We start from the raw sequence: 15,990 nt of genomic DNA, 5'->3' as shown, positions 1-15,990 counted from the left end.
ACCCCGGCCGGGCGCGGGCGCCCGTCCCCCGATGCCCCCGCCGCCCCCCGGCCGTCCGCCGGTGGGTGGCCGTCCCGCGCCCGCGGGACCGCCGCCGCGCCCGGTCCCCCAGCCCCCTCCGCCGCTGCTGACCCATGACGACTCGGGGGTCGGCCACTTCGACCCGGTCGTCCGGCCGGCCCAGGCCGGCCCGCGCACGGCCGCCCCGCAGCGCACCGGCCGTCCGCCGGCCGGTGCGGCGGCGGCCGCGGCGGCACCGGCCACGGCCCCCCGTCGTGGGGCCGGGGGCGGCCGGCCGCCCGGCCCGCCCGGTCGTTCCGACGGTCGCGGTCCCGGCGACGGCGGCGACGGGAAGAAGAAGCCCGGCCGTCGTCGCCGGCTCCGGCGCTGGCTGATCGGGCTCGCCGCGGTCGCGGTGATCGGCCCGCTGGTCGCCTTCGCGATCGGCTGGCTGGTCTTCCCGGTCCCCGCCGCCGACGACATCGCCGTCACCCAGGTCGCGACCTTCACCTACGCCGACGGCGCCCCGCTGGCCACCGTGCGGCCGGACAACGTCAACCGGACCAGCGTCGACCTGTCCCAGGTGCCGGTGCCGGTCCAGCAGGCCGTGCTGTCCGCCGAGGACCGCACGTTCTTCTCCAACCCCGGTTTCGACATCACCGGCATCGCGCGGGCGGTGATCAACCAGCTCTCCGGCGGGATCGGCGGCGGCTCGACGATCACCCAGCAGTACATCAAGGTGACCACCGGCAACGACCAGTACTCGCTGTTCCGCAAGTTCCGCGAGGTCGTGCTGGCCGCGAAGATGTCCAAGGAGATGACCAAGGAGCAGATCCTCGGCAACTACCTGAACGCGATCTACCTGGGTCGCGGCGCCTACGGCATCCAGGCCGCCAGCCAGGCGTACTTCGGGAAGAACGTCCAGGACCTGAACGCCTCCGAGGGTGCGATGATCGCCGGGCTGATCCAGTCGCCGTCGCGCTGGGACCCGGCGAAGAACCTCGAGATGTCCCAGCAGCGGTGGAACTTCGTGCTCGACGGCATGGTCGCCCAGGGCTGGATGAGCCCGGCCGACCGGGCGCAGCAGAGGTTCCCGCAGTGGCGCGAGGCCTCCGCGGCCGAGGGCGGGGGCATCCCCGGTGACGACAAGGGCCACATCTACAACGCGGCCCGCGCCGAGCTGGAGAAGCTCGGGATCTCCGAGACCGAGATCAACACCCAGGGCCTGACGGTCACCACGACGATCGACCCGAAGGCCCAGGAGGACGCGGCGAAGGCCGTCCAGAAGGTGATGGAGGGCCAGCCCGCCAACCTGCGGTCCTCGCTGGTGTCGGTGAACCCGAAGACCGGCGCGGTCATCGCCTACTTCGGCGGGGAGAACGGCGTCGGTCTCGACTACGCCTCGGTGCTCAAGCAGCCCGGCTCGTCGTTCAAGCCGTTCGTGCTCGCGGCGGCGCTGCAGGCGAACCCGCCGGTCGGCCTCGGTACGATCTACGACGGCTCCTCCCCCCAGGAGCTCGCCGGCACCACGGTCACCAACTCCGAGGGCGTGAGCTGCGGCCAGTGCTCGGTGAAGGAGGCCATGACCAAGTCGATCAACACGGTCTTCTATCGGATGGGCCTCGACGTCGGCCCGCAGCGCGTGGCCGACGCCGCGCACCAGGCGGGCATCCCCGCCGACCTGCTGCCGAACCCCACCGGCGGCATCTCGCTGGGTGACCGCGAGGTCCACCCCGAGGACATGGCCGCGGCCTACGCCACGTTCGCGGCCGACGGCATGCGGCGCGACCCGTTCCTGGTCGCGAAGGTCACCGCCAGCGACGGCCGGGTCATCTACGACCGCGGCAGCACCGACAACGGTCAGCAGGTCATGCCGGCCGAGGTCGCCCGCAACGTCACCGAGTCCATGACCGACGTCGCGAGCTCGTCGCGGATCGGGCTGGACGGGCGTCCGGTCGCCGCGAAGACCGGCACCGTGCAGAGCAGCGTCGAGGGTCAGAACAACGACGCCTGGACCGTCGGCTACACCCCGTCGGTGTCCACCGCGGTGTGGGTCGGCACCGACGACAACTCCCCGATCAAGAACTCCGCGGGACGTCCGGTCTACGGGCGGATGCTGCCCGGCTCGATCTGGCAGTCGTTCATGACCGACGTGCTGCGGGGGACCCCGGTGGAGCAGTTCTCCGACTTCGAGCCGATCGGTCAGGCCCCGGCGCGTGCCGTCTCGAACGACTCGGGGCAGGGCGACGCGCAGCAGACCACCACCACCCAGGAGCCCGGCGACGGCCGTGACAACGGCGACAACGGCGACCGGGGTGACCGCGCGGACCGGGGTGACTCCTCGGGCGACGGCTCGGGCGACGCGTCCGGCGACGGCAACAGCGGCGACGGCGGCAACGGCGACGGGGGCGATGGGGGCGGCGGCGACGGTCAGCCGGGCTCCGACGCGGGCCGGGACCGTCCGGGCCGCGGGGGCGACAACTGACCGCAGGCGCCCGGCCCGGAGCCGCACCGCCCGCCCCCCGCGAGGCGCCGGGGGCGGGCGTCCGGGACCGGGACATCCCGACCTGGACCGAGCCGTTGGCGCGCGCCGCCAGTCGGGTCGTCGGCGGCCCGATGGGCCGGCACGCACTCGTCGGACGGTCCCGGTGGTGGACGCCGCTGCGGGTGGTGCTGCTGTTCGCCGTCGTCGTGCTGGTGCTGGGCTGGCTGGGCAAGGCGGCCTGCCTGCAGGAGTACCGCACCCCGGACGGTGCGCTCGCGCTGGACTGGCGCAACGACCGCCAGTACGTCGCGATGTGCTACTCCGACACCGTCCCGCTCTACGGGCTGGAGGGTCTCGCCGACGACGCCGTGCCCTACCGCGACGCCTGGTTCGAGACCGCCGCCGACGGCTCCCGCACCGCCCGGTACATGGAGTACCCGGTCGTCACCGGGATGTTCCAGTACCTCAACGCGCAGCTGACCGACGGCTGGCAGTGGCTGGCGGAGCGGCTGCCGCTGCCGTCCGCGCTCGACGTCGTCGTCTACTTCGACGTCACCGCGATCTGGCTGGCCATGGCCTGGCTGGTGGTCGTGTGGGCGGTGCTGATGCTCCGCCCGGAACGCCCGTGGGACGCCGCGCTGGTCGCGCTGTCGCCGCTGGTGGTGGTGCACGCGTTCACCAACTTCGACACGCTCACCGTCGCGCTCGCGACCGGCGCGCTGCTCGCGCTGCGCCGGGACCGGCCGGTCTGGGCCGGGGTGCTGCTCGGGATCGGCGGCGCGGCGAAGCTCTACCCGCTGCTGCTCCTGCTGCCGGTGCTGCTCGTCGGCTGGCGACGCCGCGACGACGGCGGTCTCCCGCGTGCCGCCTGGACGATCGGGGCGGCGGTCCTCGCCTGGGTGGCGGTGAACCTCCCGGTCGCGCTGGCCTGGCCCCGCGGCTGGGCCGAGTTCTTCCTGCTCAACCGCACGCGCCCGGCCGACCCGGACTCGGTCTGGTACTCGCTGTACTGGTTCACCGGCTGGTCCGGCTTCGACGGCCCGCTCGGTGACGGGCAGTCCCCCACCGTGCTCAACACCGTCACCGCGGTGCTCATGGCGCTGGCGTTCGTCGCGATCGCCGCTCTGGCGCCGCGCGCTCCGCGGCCGCCCGCGGTCGCCGAGCTGGCCTTCCTGACGGTCGCGGCGTTCCTGCTCCTGAACAAGGTGTGGAGCCCGCAGTACTCGCTCTGGCTGGTCCCGCTCGCGGTGCTCGCCCTGCCGCGCTGGCGGCTGCTGCTGGCGTGGATGACCGTCGACGCGCTGGTGTGGGTGCCGCGGATGTACCAGTACCTCGGCGTCGCGAACAAGGGGCTGCCCCCCGAGCCCTTCCTGGTGACGGTGCTGGTCCGCGACGCCGTGGTCGTCGCCCTGTGCGTGCTCGTCGTCCGGCAGATCCTGCGGCCCGGCACCGACCCGGGCCGGGACCCGGAGCCGGTGTGGCCGGTCGGCCCACGTTCCTCCCGGGCTGCAGCGCCCCCAGTGCCCGCCGCCGCGTCCGCCGGGGCCGTGCCCGCACGGAGCGGGCGGCGCCGGAGCGGGGACGGCGGCGGACCCGGCGCCACCGGTCCGGACGGCGCGACCCGGTCCACCGGCTCCGGCCGGGCAACTCGCGCGGCCGCACCCCAGCCGTGGCCGTCCCGGGCGGCCCGCCCCCGGCGCGATCCCGTGGACTGACCCGCGGCTCCGTCCGGCCGGCTGCGCGGCCGGGCGGGCGGTTCGGCACCGGGCCGCGTGCGGCACTGGGCCCGGCATCGTGCGCGACGTCCTCGATCGGTCGCGGCCGCGTGCGGACCACCAGCGACGCAGCCGCAGCGGCCACCGACCGGCGAGAGCGCCGATGGCCCGGCACGGCGCGGGGTGGCGCCGCACGGGGTGTGACGTGTGCGGCGGCGACGGGGACCGGTGCGGCGCCCGGCCGGGTGCGACCATCGGGACATGGCCGACGACGTGGTGGTCCCGGAACCGGTGCAGCAGCGGCTGCGGGAGCGTGTCGAGGCAGCGCTGACGACGCTCCCCCCCCGGCCGAGCGCCGGGCCGCGTCGGAGGCGGACCGGGCGGGGAAGCGGGCCGCCGCCGTCACCCTGACGCTGCTGCCGGTCCCCGGTGCCACCGGCGACGGCCGCCTCGCCGACGAGGTCGCGTTCGTCCTGACCCGGCGCGCCCGGTCGCTGCGGGCGCACTCCGGGCAGTGGGCCCTACCGGGCGGGCGGCTCGACCCGGGTGAGACCGCCGAGGAGGCGGGGCGCCGCGAGGTGTCCGAGGAGATCGGACTCGAGCTCGGTCCGGACCGCGTGCTCGGCCTGCTCGACGACTACCCGACCCGATCCGGCTACGTCATCACCCCGGTCGTGCTGTGGGCCGGCGGTGCGGGCGAGCCGACGCCGAACCCGGACGAGGTGGCCGAGCTGTACCGCCCGCCGCTGGCCGAGATCGACCACGAGCCGCGGTTCCTCACGATCCCCGAGTCCGACGCCCCGGCGATCCAGGTGCCGCTGTTCGGCCGCTTCGTCCACGCCCCCACCGGCGCGGTGCTCCACCAGTTCCGCGAGGTCGTCCTGCACGGGCGCCCCACCCGGGTCGCACACCTGGAGCAGCCGGTCTTCGCCTGGCGCTGAGGCGCCCCGGGGCTCACGCCGGCTCGCGGGTACCGCCCGAGCCCGCCTCAGGTGTGCTCCCGCAGGAACGCGATGTCGCGGGCCTGCCCCTCGGCCGGGGTCTCCACCACGACCGGCGCCCCCGCCGCCGCGACGACGGCGGCCAGCTCGTCCGGCGGGATCGTGCCGTCGTCGATGTTGGCGTGCCGGTCGCGGGCCGAGTCGAACGCGTCGCGCGAGTTGTTCAGGTGGATCAGGTCGATCCGCCCGGTGATCCCCCGGACCCGGTCGACGATCCCGGCCAGCTCCTCGCCGCCGGCGAAGGCGTGGCAGGTGTCCAGGCAGAATCCGACGCCGAACTCGCCCACGGCGTCCCACAGCCGGCCCAGCGCGTCGAACCGGCGGGCCATCGCGTTGTCCCCGCCCTCGGTGTTCTCGATCAGGACGGGCACGTCGAAGCCGTGCTCACCGGCCTGGCGCTCGACGAACTTGCGCCAGTTGTCGACGCCGACCGCCGGGTCGTCGTCCTTCGTGACGTGGCCGCCGTGCACGACCAGCCCGAACGCGCCGACCTCGGCGGCCCCGGCCAGGTGGTGCTGGACGATCGTGCGGCTGGGGATGCGGATCCGGTTGTTCGTGGACGCGACGTTCGCGGTGTAGGGCGCGTGCACCACCACCGCGACGTCCGAGGCGGCCAGCTCCGCGGCCCGCGGGTGCGGCGGCGGCTTCTTCCAGCCCTGCGGGTCGGACAGGAAGAGCTGGATCACCTCGGCCCCGACCTCGGCGGCCGCGGCCAGGGGGTCCTCGGCGTCGCGGACGTGTGCTCCGATCTGCATGCGGGCACGGTAGCGAGGACCCCCGACGGTCCTCGGCCGCCGGTGGGGTCCGCCGCGGCGCTCCCCCGCGGGAGGCCGCGGACCTGGCACCCGTACGGCGACCGGCGCCCCCGCGGGCACGACCCGGACCCGCCACGGCGATCCCCGTACCCGCAGGTCGGGGCCGGACCGGCCGTTGCTAGCCTGTACCGGCATCCCCGCAGGTCCCGTGCATTCCGCCGGAAACTGTCGGGGTGCACTGAGAACCTCCTGTCACGGCCGTCCGGGCCGTGACCGTTTCGAGTCCATAGGAGGTGAGTGGTTCTCATGCGTCACTACGAGGTCATGGTCATCCTCGACGGCGGCCTGGACGAGCGCACTGTGCAGCCGTCCCTGGAGCAGTTCCTCACCGTCGTGAAGAACGACGGCGGATCGGTCGAGAAGATCGAGGTCTGGGGCAAGCGCCGCCTGGCCTACGAGATCAAGAAGCAGGGCGAGGCCATCTACGCGGTCCTCGACATCACCGCGGAGCCCGCCACCGTCGCCGAGCTGGACCGCCAGCTGGGTCTGAACGAGTCCGTGCTGCGCACCAAGGTCCTGCGCAAGGACGTCACCCGCACGCCGGCGCCCGCCGCCGGCTGATTGGAGCCGTCATGGCCGGCGAGACCGTCATCACCGTCGTGGGCAACCTGACGGCGGATCCCGAGCTGCGGTTCACCCCGTCCGGCGCCGCGGTCGCCAACTTCACCGTGGCGTCCACCCCGCGCACCTTCGACCGCCAGTCCGGAGAGTGGAAGGACGGCGAGGCGCTCTTCCTGCGCTGCAACATCTGGCGCCAGGCGGCGGAGAACGTCGCCGAGTCCCTGACCCGCGGCGCGCGCGTCGTGGTCCAGGGTCGTCTGCGCCAGCGGTCGTTCGAGACCAAGGAAGGCGAGAAGCGGACCGTCGTGGAGATGGAGGTCGACGAGGTCGGCCCGTCCCTGCGCTACGCGACCGCCAAGGTCAACAAGGTCAACCGGGGCGGAGGCTCCGGTGGCTTCGGTGGCGGCGGCGGTGGCTACGACGGCGGTGGCGCCCGACAGGGTGGCGGTTCCGGCGGCGGAGGCAACTCCGGCGGCGGCTATGACGACCCCTGGGGTTCGGCCCCGCCCGCGGGCAGTGGCGCCGCGTCCGACGACGAGCCCCCCTTCTGATCCACGTACCTCTCCGCCCGTGACGGGCGGAGGACGATCTCCAGGAGCACCACCATGGCCAAGGCCATCGTGCGCAAGCCGAAGAAGAAGGTCTGCGCTTTCTGCAAGGACAAGGCCCAGCTGATCGACTACAAGGACACCGGTCTGCTGCGGAAGTTCATCTCCGACCGCGGGAAGATCCGTGCCCGTCGGGTCTCCGGCAACTGCCGGCAGCACCAGCGGGACGTCGCCGTCGCGGTCAAGAACTCCCGCGAGGTGGCCCTGCTGCCGTACACCTCGACCGCTCGCTGAGGAAGGGGAGACACATGAAGCTCATCCTCAACGCCGACGTCCCGAACCTGGGTGCCCCGGGTGACATCGTCGAGGTCAAGGACGGCTACGGCCGCAACTACCTGCTGCCGCGCAAGCTCGCGGTCGTCGCCACCCGTGGCGCCGAGAAGCAGGTCGAGCAGATCCGCCGGGCCCAGAAGTCCCGCGAGATCCGCGACCTGGGCCACGCCCAGCAGGTCGACTCGCAGCTGCGCAACATCAACGTGACCGTCGCGGCCAAGGCCGGCGACACGGGCCGCCTGTTCGGCTCGATCACCCCGGCCCAGGTCGTCGACGCCGTCAAGGCGGCCGGCGGTCCGCTGCTGGACAAGCGCAGCATCGACGTCCCGGGTCACCTCAAGACCCTGGGCAAGCACCAGGTGCAGGTCCGCCTGCACCCGGAGGTCACCACCGAGCTGCCGATCGCGGTCGTCGCGAGCTGAGCGGCTCGGTGGTCGTACGACCACCGAGCGTGATCAGGGCGGGGTTCGGAGCCATGTGCTCCGGACCCCGCCCTTTCGCGTGTCCGGAGTCGGCCGTACGGGCGCCACGGACACGGTGCGCAGTCCCGGGTGGACGATCGACACCGATCGAATGACCCCGCACCGGGATGCCTTGTCACGCAGCCGACACGCCGCCCGGTGACGATCCACTCGTCGGGCGGGCCTCTGGACGCGCCGGGCGGTGAACGGCCCGCCGGGCGCTCCGACACGCCCGTACGCGGCGTGCGACGACACGCCAGAGCAAAGTTGTCCACAGCTGTCAGTATGCCTCTGACCTGCGGATACGGCCCGTTCCGGGATGCTGTCCCCAGGTTGTCCCCAGCACGGTCCCGGGACGGGCGGCATCCGTGCACAGTTCATCCCCAATTCGATCACCAGGCCGGTTCGCCACGGGCCCTGCGGCCGACCTACTGTCGGTCGTGCCGGTACGCGAGCGCCGTGCTCCCCGGGTCGCGCCCGCCGCGGTCCGTCGGGCACCACGCCGGCCGGCAGATCACCGACGACGGTCGCGAGTGGGCGGTAAGCACCACTCGCGCGTCGAACGTGCGTTCGGTACTGTGTCCACCGGGGGTGACGCTGCGTATGGCTCTGACGGACGATCGTCCCGGCAACAAGCCCCGTGCGGTCCGTGACGGCGAGAAGGCGTCCGGATCCGGCGAGAGCGCGACGTTCGACCGTCAGCCGCCGCAGGACCTCACGGCCGAACAGTCGGTGCTCGGCGGCATGCTGCTGAGCAAGGACGCGATCGCCGACGTCGTGGAGGTGCTGCAGCCGGAGGACTTCTACCGGCCGGCCCACCAGACCGTCTACGAGACGATCCTGGACCTCTACAGCCGTGGCGAGCCCGCGGACGCGGTGACCGTCTCGGCGGAGCTGCAGCGGCGCGGTGAGCTGGTCCGCCTCGGCGGCGCGCCCTACCTGCACACCCTCATCGCCACCGTGCCCACCGCGGCGAACGCGGCGTACTACGCCGAGATCGTCGGCGAGAAGGCGGTCCTGCGTCGGCTGGTCGAGGCGGGCACCCGGATCGTGCAGCTCGGCTACCACGGCGCCGGCGGCGGCGACGTCGACGACGCGGTGGACCGGGCCCAGGCCGCGGTCTACGAGGTCACCGAGCGCACCACCACCGAGGACTACACGGTGCTGGAGGAGCTGCTCCAGCCCACCATGGACGAGATCGACGCGATCGCCTCCCGGGGCGGCCAGTCCACGGGCGTGCCGACCGGCTTCGCCGACCTCGACCAGGTCACCAACGGTCTGCACCCGGGCCAGATGGTCGTCGTCGCGGCCCGGCCGGGTCTGGGCAAGTCGACCCTGGGGCTGGACTTCGCCCGCTCCTGCTCCATCAAGAACGGCATGACCAGCGCGTTCTTCTCGCTGGAGATGAGCAAGTCCGAGATCGTCATGCGTCTGCTGTCGGCGGAGGCCCGGATCCGGCTGGCCGACATGCGCGCCGGCCGGATGTCGGACGAGGACTGGACGCGGATGGCGCGGCGGATGTCGGAGATCTCCGAGGCGCCGCTCTACATCGACGACTCGCCGAACCTGACGCTCATGGAGATCCGGGCCAAGGCGCGCCGGATGAAGCAGCGCTACGACCTGAAGCTGATCATCCTGGACTACCTGCAGCTGATGACCTCGGGCCGCAAGGTCGAGTCACGTCAGCAGGAGGTCTCGGAGTTCTCCCGGCAGATCAAGCTGCTGGCCAAGGAGCTCGAGGTCCCGGTGGTGGCGATGAGCCAGCTGAACCGTGGTCCCGAGCAGCGCACCGACAAGCGACCGATGCTGTCGGACCTGCGTGAGTCCGGCTCGATCGAGCAGGACGCGGACATGGTGGTGCTGCTGCACCGTCCCGACGCGTTCGAACAGGACGACCCGCGTGCCGGTGAGGCCGACCTGATCCTGGCCAAGCACCGTAACGGCCCCACCACGACGATCACCGTCGCCCACCAGCTGCACTACAGCCGGTTCTCCGACCTCGCCCACGGCTGAGGCCGGGCCGGACGCGCCGTGCGTCCCGGGCCCGGTGCGTGCCGGCGTGCGGGTGGGCCGGTGTACGGATGGCCGGTCAGGCGGTGCCGGGCCGCGCCTGCGGACCGGTGGTGGCCGCGACGGCCAGCGCGAGGGCGGCCACGACGATCCCCGCGACGACGACCGGCACGCTCACCAGCACGGCGCCGAGCAGCAGCACGACCAGCGCGATCCCCAGCAGCATCGTCGGGAACGGCCCCGAGCCGTGCACGGTGCGCCGGTCGCGGGCGAACCCGGCGAGCAGCCGTCCGCCGTGCCGGGCCGGGGCGTGCAGCGCGGTGTTCAGCGCGGAGATCCGGCGGACCAGTTGCGGGTCGGTCCGGCGCAGCTGCACCTCGATCTCGTGCAGCCGACGGTTCTCACGCTCGCTCAGCACCGCGGCAACCCCTCGCGTCCGTGTCCCGGCAGACACGGTCGTGCCGCCGTCCGGCACGGGGCGTCGTCGATCCGGCCTGGTACCGACGTTACGTGACCGATTCGTGATCTCGGCGACCGGGCCGACCGGCTCACATGCGCCCGTCCTCACACCGGGGGGCGGCGCCCGGGGTCACCAGAGGGAGACGCGGTCCCGGCGGGGGCCTGCGGGGGCGCCGAGGCGGGCGATCAGGGCGGCCCAGGACCGTGCGGTTCCCGGTGTCCGGGACGGTCGGGGGCGCAGCCAGCGGACCGCGAGGTCCGGGTCGTCCGGGTCGACGTCGAAGCGCTCCCGCCGCGGGAGACGGGTGACACTGCGGAGCTCGACGACGGTCCCGCTCGCGACGGACTGGACGCCGTAGAGGCAGCCCGGCGGGACGAGCAGCCGCTGCGGGCCCTCGAGCAGGGCGACGGCGAGCCTGCCGAAGGTGCCGCCGTCCGGCCGGGCGTCGATGACGACGGCGTAGCCGCTGCCACGGGGGACGCCGAGCAGCATCGCGTCGCCGGGGTGGCCGAACAGGCCGAGCACGGCGTCCTGGGCGGGGCGGCGCCGTCGTCGCACGGTGAAGGGGGCGAGGTCCGGTCCGGAGGCGCCGGTCGCGGTCGGGTCGAGCAGCAGCGCGCCGGGCACCACGGTCCGTACGACGTCCACTCGACCTCCCTCGGGTCCGGTCACCGCGTGCGACGGGCGCGCGGTGGGCTGCGGTTGCGGTACCGGAGGTGACAACGAGCGGCCCCGGTCCCGGTGACGCAGCGCGAGTCCGCGTTGCTCCGATCGAGTGCACAGCGGGCAGTCGGGCGCCGTACCTGTTACCGCTACCGGTACGCCCGCGACGAGCGAATGTGCCGGGCGAGTACCCGCCGCGGGGTACGTGGTGCCGAGACCGTTGCGCTGCGTGGGCACGGTCGTGCTCGGCCCGGGGCCGCGCCGTGTACGCGTTGGTGGACCCGTGTACACAGCGTCCGACCGCCGAGGCGCGGTCACCGATCGGGGGAGCATGGGGGGTTGCGGTTACCCTCGGACCGGGGAGGGGACATGCGTGGTCGACTCGGCGAGCTCGAGGCCGCCGTGATGGACGTGTTGTGGAGCGGTGTGGGCCCGTGCCGGGTGCGCGACGTCCGCGCCCGTCTGGCCCCGGCCCGTCCGCTGGCGTACACGACCGTCATGACGGTGCTCGACAACCTGCACCGCAAGGGCTGGGTGCGACGTGAGCTGGAGGGTCGCGCCTACCTCTACACGCCGGCCGCGAGCCGCGAGGAGGAGACCGCGCGTGCCCTGCGCGACCTGCTCGACGGTCCGGGCGACACCGAGGCGGTCCTCCTGCACTTCGCGCGCTCGGTGACCGAGCGCGAGTCCGCCGTGCTGCGCGCCGCCCTCCAGAGCCCCGACCGCGGCTGACACCGCCCCCGGCCCCCGATCGCGGCCGACATCGCCCTGCGGAGCGAGTGCGGCCGACACCGCCCTCCCGGGGCCGAACCGGTCCGGTCCGGACCGGGGCCGGCGGCGTCGGGGTCCCGGACCGGAGCGGGTCAGGCCGCCCGGTCGCGCTGCGGGCGGGACCGCAGCCAGGCCGGACGGCGGCTCGCCGGTGCGGGGCCGTCGTCGTCGCGCTCGGCGGTGCGGGTGATGTTGCGGACCATCCCGCCGAACACGATCCCGTGGAACGGCGCGACCGACCACCAGTACAGGTAACCGGCCAGGCCGTGCGGGATGAACACCGCGCGCTGGTGGTAGACCGACCCGCCCGGACGCGGGCGCACCGACATCTCCAGCCAGGCCCGGCCGGGCACCTTCATCTCCGCGCGCAGCCGCAGCAGCCCCTCCTCGGGGCCGCAGTCGCTGCCGGCCGGGCGGGGCCCGCCGGGCTCGATCATCCGTTCCACCCGCCACCAGTCCAGTGCGTCGCCGGTGCGCAGGTCGTGTGGGTCGCGACGGCCGCGGGACAGCCCGACACCGCCGACCGCGCGGTCCATCCAGCCGCGCACCGACCAGGCCAGCGGGAACGAGTACCAGCCGCGCTCGCCGCCGATGCCCTCGATGACCGTCCACAGCCGTTCCGGGGTCGCGTTGCAGGGTTGCTCGCGCTCGTCGAGGTAGACGTCGCCGCCGGCCCAGTCCGGATCGCTCGGCAGCGGGTCGGACGGCACGTTCTCCACGGTCGCGCCGGACCAGCGGGTCTCCACCTCGCCGTCGGTGATGCGGGACAGAGCCAGCTCGACGGCCCGGTCGTAGCCGATCAGGCCCTCCGGCGGGTCCGGCACCCAGCGCTTGAGGTCGTCCTCGGTGCAGACGACCTCGTGCACCAGCGACTCGATGAGCGGCGTGGCGATCGACTTCGGCACGGGGGTGACGACGTTGATCCAGTGCGCCGACAGCGACGGCGTCAGCACCGGCACCGGGACCACCCGGCGTCGCGGCAACCCGGCGACGCGGGCGTAGCGCTGCATCATGTCGTAGTAGGTGAGGATCTCCGGGCCGCCGATGTCGAACGTGCGGTTCAGCTCGGCGTCCGGGGCGTCGATCTCGGCGACCCGGATGAGGTACCGCAACACGTCGCGCACCGCGATCGGCTGGACCCGGTTCCGCACCCAGCGCGGCGTGATCATCAGCGGCAGTCGTTCGGTGAGGTAGCGCAGCATCTCGAAGCTGGCCGACCCGGAGCCGAGGATCACCGCGGCCTGCAGCACGACCGTCGGCACCCCGGAGCGCAGCAGCGTCTCGCCGACCTCCACCCGCGACGCCAGGTGCGCCGACAGCCCGCCGGGCGGCGTGTCCGGGTGCAGTCCGCCCAGGTAGACGATCCGTCGCACGCCGGCCGCCCGCGCCGCCTCACCGAGGATGAGCGCGGCGCGCCGGTCGGTCGCCGCGAAGTCGGAGTCCGACAGCGAGTGCACGAGGAAGTAGACGACGTCGACGTCCTCGCAGGCCGCGCGGACGCTGTCCGGGTCGAGCAGGTCGCCCTGCACGATCTCCGCGTCGGCGGCCCACGGCACGTCGGCGAGCTTGTCCGGGTTGCGGACCAGGCAGCGCACGTGGACCGGGCCCGCGGACGGGTCCGGGACGAGGTCGGGCTCGGGACCGCGGCCCAGCAGCCGGGGCGCGAGCCGCCCACCGATGTAGCCGGTCGCACCCGGCACGAGATAGCGCACGTCGCGATCATCCCACCGCAGGCCCTGTGCGGCAGGGCGTGCCGCTCAGCCGGGCAGGGCGGGCGGTGGGTTCGCCTCGCGGGGGCGCAACGGGTCCACCGCCCGCGGCGCGACCTCGCGCGACGCGACCAGGGACCGCACCGCGGCGGTGAGCACGGCCAGCAGCGGGACGGCGAGCAGCGCGCCGGCGATCCCGGCGACGACCACCCCGACCGCGACGCCGAGCGCCACCGCCAGCGGGTGCAGACGGACCGCCCGGCCCATCAGCAGCGGCTGCAGCACATGGCTCTCCAGCTGCTGCACGGCCAGCACGACACCGAGCACGATCAGTGCGGTCACCGGCCCCTCGGTCGCCAGCGCGACCAGCACGGCGACGGCGCCGGTCAGCACCGCCCCGATGACCGGCACGAACGCGCCGAGGAACACCAGCGCGGCCAGCGGCAGCACGAACGGCACCCCCGTCGCCCACAGGCCCAGGCCGATCCCGAGGGCGTCGACGACGGCGACCAGCACCGTCGCCCGCACGTAGCCGACGAGCGAGGCGAACCCCCGCCGGGCCGCGACGTCGACCCGCGACCGGCGGGCCCGCGGGGCGAGCAGCCGGACGAAGCCCCAGATGCGGCGGCCGTCGTAGAGCATGAAGATCAGCGCGAACAGGCAGAGCGCGAACCCGGCGAGGATCTCCCCGACGGTCGCGGCGGTCGTCACCGCGCCGGAGGTCAGCGTCTGCTGGTTGTCGCGCACCGCCTGCAGCACCTGGTCGCCGAGCACGCCGACGTCGATCCGGAACGGCGTCGCGTCGGCGAGCCCCTGCAGGGAGCCGACGTTGTCGGTGACCTCCGCGACGACCTGCGCGGTGCCGTCGACCAGGGTGCTGACGACGGCGGTCAGCAGCCCGCCGAGCGCGGCCAGGCCGCCGACCATGACCAGCGCCGTCGCGATGCCGCGGGGCACCCGCCGTTCGTGCAGCCACCGGACCAGCGGGGCGAGCAGCGCGGTCAGCAGCACCGCTATCGCCATCGGGACGACGATCACCCGCAGCTCGATCACCAGGAACACCAGCAGCGCGAGCCCGGCGGCGATGACGAGCATCCGGGCGACGGCCTCGGAGGCGATCCGCAGCGGGCGCGGGATCTCCGCCGGCGGCGTGGGGCGGTGGCGTGGTCCGGCGGCCCGCGCCACCGGGTCCGCGAGGTGCGACCCGGCCCCGGAGTCGGGGAGGGCGGCGCGGTGGTGCTCGGCGGTGTCGTCGGGGTGCGTGTCGTCGGAGTGGGCCGTGGCGTCGTGGGTCCGGGACGCACCGGGACCCTGGAGGTCCACGGTGTCGTCGTGAGGTGTGCGATGGGCAGGGTCGTCGTCGTGCCGTGGGCGCGGGATGCCGCCCCCGGCAGGAGCGGCGGGCCGCCCGGTCCGCTCCGTCATGGCACGGACGGTACGGCGGACCGGCCGGTGCGGCTCGGTGCACGCACCGGTGACGGCCCGGCCCTCCGCGCACCCCACCCCGGTCGGTCCAGCATCGGATCGGACGGAGCAGCGCGCTCGCCGCTCTGTCACTCTCCGTCGAACTACACCCGTGTAGTCGACACACCGCGGACCGGACTCGGCACGACGGAGTGGTGAGATGGTCACTCACCGCCGCGTGGTGGCCGCGACGTGCCGAATCGTGGCCACCGGGCCTATTGCGAGAGTCCGTCGCCGACATCCGCCGACGCCCCGAAACCTGGACCGTGGCTACCGACTGCTCCAGGAGGAGTCCGGATGAACACTCTCCGTAGACAACACGGAGAGTCTCCGACGGGTCGCGCCACTCGTACGAGGGGACATCGCCACGAGAACTGTCACCCCTGTTTCCCCACTCAGGTGTCACCCGTTGACCGGGTGAGTGGGCTGAACGGCGGTACGAGATGTACGCGATACGGACCAGGCCGTGGGTCCTCACATCTCAGGCGAGCAGGAGGTACGGCGGGTGTACGAGTTCGACAACGCTGCGGGTGGCCTCGAGTCGTCGATCCGGGCGCGACGCGCCGCGCAGGAGAGCTGGCCGTTCCCCGGCCGGCACGAGTCGCACGAGGAGATCCAGGAGGAGACCCCGATCTTCCACGCCCTCACGGTCGGGGGCTGGCGGGACGGCCGGCGGAGCGGGGACGCCGGCAACGCCGTGCGTCGCGTGCACCGCGACACCGTCCGCACGACCCGCCGCGGTGGCGCGGTCCGGCCGACCGGCGACACGGTCGCCGCGTTCCACTCCGAGCCCGCACCGGTCCCGGCGCAGCCGGCCGGCCACGCGGCCCGGGAGCAGGGCGACGGCGCCTGGAACGCACCGGGTGACGCCGCCATGGCGATGCTGCGCCGCCGTCGCGACATCGAGCGTGCCGCGGCCCGGGCGGCGATCGCCGACCTGCTGGGCGGTGCCGGGCGGCACCGGCTGACCCGCTCGGCCTGAGCAGCCCGAGCG

15 protein-coding genes are annotated in these 15,990 nt (G+C 73.8%); 10 read left to right on the top strand and 5 right to left on the bottom strand.

The genetic code is table 11. From position 1 onward, the window contains the following. From Ae505Ps2_RS06850 to Ae505Ps2_RS06840, 3 genes are all read left to right on the top strand, one after another. Positions 1-2,485 (top strand): transglycosylase domain-containing protein (locus Ae505Ps2_RS06850; protein WP_349289822.1); only part of this gene is annotated, 2,485 nt, incomplete at its 5' end. Between the two features lie 131 nt (positions 2,486-2,616). Continuing rightward, positions 2,617-4,200 (top strand): glycosyltransferase 87 family protein, encoded by a 1,584-nt coding sequence (locus tag Ae505Ps2_RS06845; RefSeq protein ID WP_075553502.1) that lies wholly within the window; start codon positions 2,617-2,619, stop codon positions 4,198-4,200. Positions 4,201-4,613: 413 nt separating this feature from the next. After that, entirely contained in the window at positions 4,614-5,141 is a 528-nt protein-coding gene (locus Ae505Ps2_RS06840) for a CoA pyrophosphatase (RefSeq protein ID WP_249265375.1), read from the top strand. 47 nt (positions 5,142-5,188) lie between these two features. Here the strand turns inward: Ae505Ps2_RS06840 and Ae505Ps2_RS06835 are convergent, their stop codons facing one another. Then, positions 5,189-5,956 carry a deoxyribonuclease IV gene (locus tag Ae505Ps2_RS06835; RefSeq protein ID WP_075553501.1) on the bottom strand — a complete coding sequence of 256 codons (768 nt, stop codon included), beginning with the start codon at positions 5,954-5,956 and terminating at the stop codon, positions 5,189-5,191. Positions 5,957-6,262: 306 nt separating this feature from the next. Between Ae505Ps2_RS06835 and rpsF the strand changes: the two genes are divergently transcribed. The 5 genes from rpsF (at position 6,263) to dnaB (ending at position 9,932) form a co-directional block, all read left to right on the top strand. Then, positions 6,263-6,577 carry a 30S ribosomal protein S6 gene (rpsF, locus tag Ae505Ps2_RS06830; protein ID WP_043277749.1) on the top strand — a complete coding sequence of 105 codons (315 nt, stop codon included), beginning with the start codon at positions 6,263-6,265 and terminating at the stop codon, positions 6,575-6,577. A gap of 11 nt (positions 6,578-6,588) precedes the next feature. Next, on the top strand, positions 6,589-7,128 hold the full coding sequence (locus Ae505Ps2_RS06825; protein ID WP_020623470.1) for a single-stranded DNA-binding protein: 540 nt from the start codon (positions 6,589-6,591) through the stop codon (positions 7,126-7,128). A gap of 54 nt (positions 7,129-7,182) precedes the next feature. Further along, positions 7,183-7,419 (top strand): 30S ribosomal protein S18, encoded by a 237-nt coding sequence (gene rpsR, locus Ae505Ps2_RS06820; RefSeq protein ID WP_020623471.1) that lies wholly within the window; start codon positions 7,183-7,185, stop codon positions 7,417-7,419. A gap of 14 nt (positions 7,420-7,433) precedes the next feature. After that, positions 7,434-7,880, top strand: coding sequence for a 50S ribosomal protein L9 (gene rplI / locus Ae505Ps2_RS06815; RefSeq protein ID WP_020623472.1), 447 nt, complete (start codon positions 7,434-7,436; stop codon positions 7,878-7,880). 642 nt (positions 7,881-8,522) lie between these two features. Beyond that, the gene (dnaB, locus tag Ae505Ps2_RS06810) at positions 8,523-9,932 is read left to right on the top strand and encodes a replicative DNA helicase (RefSeq protein WP_075553500.1); all 1,410 of its coding nucleotides are present in this window, start codon (positions 8,523-8,525) and stop codon (positions 9,930-9,932) included. A 76-nt stretch (positions 9,933-10,008) separates the two neighbouring features. Here dnaB and Ae505Ps2_RS06805 read toward each other — a convergent pair whose 3' ends face one another. Continuing rightward, entirely contained in the window at positions 10,009-10,347 is a 339-nt protein-coding gene (locus tag Ae505Ps2_RS06805) for a DUF3040 domain-containing protein (RefSeq protein WP_075309325.1), read from the bottom strand. A gap of 171 nt (positions 10,348-10,518) precedes the next feature. Then, entirely contained in the window at positions 10,519-11,037 is a 519-nt protein-coding gene (locus Ae505Ps2_RS31805) for a dTDP-4-dehydrorhamnose 3,5-epimerase family protein (protein ID WP_075309327.1), read from the bottom strand. A 384-nt stretch (positions 11,038-11,421) separates the two neighbouring features. Between Ae505Ps2_RS31805 and Ae505Ps2_RS06795 the strand changes: the two genes are divergently transcribed. After that, on the top strand, positions 11,422-11,784 hold the full coding sequence (locus Ae505Ps2_RS06795; RefSeq protein ID WP_020625059.1) for a BlaI/MecI/CopY family transcriptional regulator: 363 nt from the start codon (positions 11,422-11,424) through the stop codon (positions 11,782-11,784). Between the two features lie 131 nt (positions 11,785-11,915). Here Ae505Ps2_RS06795 and Ae505Ps2_RS06790 read toward each other — a convergent pair whose 3' ends face one another. Next, on the bottom strand, positions 11,916-13,535 hold the full coding sequence (locus Ae505Ps2_RS06790; RefSeq protein WP_075309329.1) for an SDR family oxidoreductase: 1,620 nt from the start codon (positions 13,533-13,535) through the stop codon (positions 11,916-11,918). A 45-nt stretch (positions 13,536-13,580) separates the two neighbouring features. After that, positions 13,581-14,957 carry an AI-2E family transporter gene (locus tag Ae505Ps2_RS06785; RefSeq protein WP_175581818.1) on the bottom strand — a complete coding sequence of 459 codons (1,377 nt, stop codon included), beginning with the start codon at positions 14,955-14,957 and terminating at the stop codon, positions 13,581-13,583. Positions 14,958-15,501: 544 nt separating this feature from the next. Here Ae505Ps2_RS06785 and Ae505Ps2_RS06780 point away from each other — a divergent pair. Further along, a complete protein-coding gene (locus Ae505Ps2_RS06780) occupies positions 15,502-15,978 on the top strand; it encodes a hypothetical protein (protein ID WP_075553499.1) in 477 nt (158 codons plus the stop codon). Positions 15,979-15,990 lie beyond the last annotated feature (12 nt).

Origin of the sequence: Pseudonocardia sp. Ae505_Ps2, from assembly GCF_001932425.1 — a bacterium.
Taxonomy (GTDB): domain Bacteria; phylum Actinomycetota; class Actinomycetes; order Mycobacteriales; family Pseudonocardiaceae; genus Pseudonocardia.
Note: the sequence above shows the minus strand (reverse complement) of the source record. Positions and strands in the feature narration are given on the sequence as shown.